This window comes from Shewanella sp. AS1, assembly GCF_021412565.1.
Lineage (GTDB): Bacteria > Pseudomonadota > Gammaproteobacteria > Enterobacterales > Shewanellaceae > Shewanella.
The window spans coordinates 1-288 of record NZ_JAKCLJ010000079.1; the positions used below are offsets into that span (position 1 = coordinate 1).

A 288-nucleotide genomic window follows, 5' to 3' on the forward strand; every position below is an offset into this window, starting at 1 on the left:
TTACTCACCCGTCCGCCGCTCGCCGGCAAAGATAGCAAGCTATCTTCCCGCTGCCGCTCGACTTGCATGTGTTAGGCCTGCCGCCAGCGTTCAATCTGAGCCATGATCAAACTCTTCAATTAAAAGTGTTTTTGACTCTCACTCAATAAAGAGTAAAGAATCGACTCAATGAATTCTGATTCATCACTTAGACTCGGAAGAATCTAAGGATGTTTGTACATATTGCTATGGACTCTCATCATTGCATTGAGATTTAAATCGTTTTCGATTTCTCAACACCTGTGAGTG

Annotated in this window: 1 rRNA gene; it reads right to left on the minus strand. The window is 43.4% G+C overall.

The features are described from left to right. Window positions 1-122 (minus strand): 16S ribosomal RNA (locus LZP69_RS16130); the annotation flags it as partial. Window positions 123-288 lie beyond the last annotated feature (166 nt).